Annotated in this window: 3 protein-coding genes; 2 read left to right on the top strand and 1 reads right to left on the bottom strand. The window is 38.3% G+C overall.

Translation table 11 applies throughout. The features are described from left to right. The first annotated feature begins 3 nt into the window (after nucleotides 1-3). Nucleotides 4-639, top strand: coding sequence for an HAD-IA family hydrolase (locus ACYTXL_RS29760; protein WP_461927783.1), 636 nt, complete (start codon nucleotides 4-6; stop codon nucleotides 637-639). A gap of 132 nt (nucleotides 640-771) precedes the next feature. On the opposite strand, the gene ACYTXL_RS29755 is transcribed toward ACYTXL_RS29760, so the two are convergent. Next, nucleotides 772-1146 (bottom strand): hypothetical protein, encoded by a 375-nt coding sequence (locus tag ACYTXL_RS29755; RefSeq protein ID WP_461927782.1) that lies wholly within the window; start codon nucleotides 1144-1146, stop codon nucleotides 772-774. Between the two features lie 217 nt (nucleotides 1147-1363). Between ACYTXL_RS29755 and ACYTXL_RS29750 the strand changes: the two genes are divergently transcribed. Then, complete coding sequence (locus tag ACYTXL_RS29750) at nucleotides 1364-1894, top strand: orange carotenoid protein N-terminal domain-containing protein (protein WP_461927781.1); 531 nt, start codon at nucleotides 1364-1366, stop codon at nucleotides 1892-1894. The last annotated feature ends 123 nt before the right edge of the window (nucleotides 1895-2017 follow it).

Genomic DNA, 2017 nt, shown 5'->3' with positions numbered 1-2017 from the left:
AGAATGACCCCGAAAGTAATTATTTTTGATTTTGATGGCACAATTGCTGATACAGTAGATGCCCTTGTAAGTATTGCTAATCGTCTAGCTGTAGATTTTGGTTATAGGCACATCAGCCCAGAGCAATTAACCCTACTTAAAAACCTTACATCTAGGGAAATTATTAAATACTCAGGAGTTTCTCTATTTAAGATCCCTTTTCTAGTCAAAAAAGTTAAAGGAGAGTTAAAAAACAAAATTCCAGAATTAAAGCCAATTCCGGGAATTAAAGAAGCATTAATTGAACTCCAAGCTAAAGAATATAAGCTAGGCATTATCACTTCTAATTCTAAAGAAAATGTGACGCAATTCCTCACAATCAATGATTTAAATCATCTATTTGATTTTATCTACTCAGGAATTACAATTTTTGGCAAAACAACGATCATCAATAATGTATTGAGGCAAAATCAACTCCAACCTCAAGAAGTTATTTATGTCGGAGATGAAACCAGAGATATAGAAGCATCAAAGAAAGCAAATATCCAAGTGATTGCAGTGACTTGGGGCTTTAACTCACCGGAAGCACTAGCCAAGCAAAATCCAGATTATTTGATTCAGCAACCTAGCGAATTACTAGAAGTGATGAATCGTAGTTAATTAATAGTTAATATTTTAACTATTAACAATTCGCCCAAACAATAGGATGGGCAATGTCTACCAATACCGATAACTTCAACTTTAATATTTGTGACATTGCCTAGCCTACAAAATAGCCAGATATCAGGAAAACTAATTTTTCCGTTCACCCTTTTCTAAAGCTTGTTTTATTAAATCATCACTGACATTAGTTACACCCTGAGTTGAAGAATTCCCAACTTCCTTTGCTAACTCTAGATACTCATCAGGATTACCAGTTGACTGCGATTGGGTTTTTGTTTCTTCTGGTTTAGAGGTTTTATATTGAGGTGCAGTGGCTGCTTCGGCTACTGCTGCACCTTTACCTGTCCGATCAACTTCACTGACGCTGAATTGCTGTGCAGCTGCATAATCAGCATCAAAATCTACCTTTGGCGCTTTTTCTTCACCACTAGCTATGCTTTCGGCAGCTAATTGGGCTTCATGGGTGGTAGCTTCATTTAAATTGGGCTTTACTTCATCAGGCATAATTAAAACCTTAGGTAAATTTTTTATTGCTGGGGCAATTATAGCAAATTAAGGTGCTACTTTCTTGCTACCTGGGGAGAGACTTTTACCTCTATTAAAAGATAGATTAAAGCTGGAATTTCTAATTAATTTAACTCTTTCTATCGGTAGTAGAATGTGATTCTCAAACTCTGGTAGGACTTAGTTTGGCGTATTAAATTTCCTTGGAAACAAAATTATGACTGCAAGTTACGATAAAACCATTTCTCAAGCCCAGAGCAATGAAACTCAACAATTGGTGGACGCATTTAATGCTTTAGACACCGATGCCAAACTAGCCTGGTTCTATTTGGTTTATAAAAAAATGGGTGACTCTGTGACTCCAGCTGCTCCGGCTGCGGCTGAACCAGAATTAGCACCAATTCTGCTAGGAGATTATTTGGAATTATCAGATGAGCAGCAACTAAATATTATGCGGGATATAGTTAACCGCAAAGATACAGAATATTCTCGTGCCTATGGAGCGATCAAAGAAAACAACCAGTTGTTAGTTTGGTATGCTTGGGCAGTAGCTATGGGGGATACGGTGGTTGACTTACCAGCTACCTACCAGGCAAGTAAGGCAATTAATGATTTGCTTTCTCAAACTGAAGGACTAGATTTTGAGGAGCAAATCTCGGTGTTTCGGACAATAGCTGGTGAAATGGGTTACACCGATGTCAAGCCGATCGCAACGCAAGCAGAAACTGGGAAAACGCCAAGTTTGTAATCATCTCAAAACCGCATATATCAGCCCCAACGACTAGGAGTCGCAGCTACAGCACTTTGCAGGTAAATTAAGTACACATCTTAATATGAGAAATCTTGTGGGGTGGGCATCCTGCCCGCCCTT

Source organism: Nostoc sp. (genome assembly GCF_054880495.1).
Note: the sequence above shows the minus strand (reverse complement) of the source record. Positions and strands in the feature narration are given on the sequence as shown.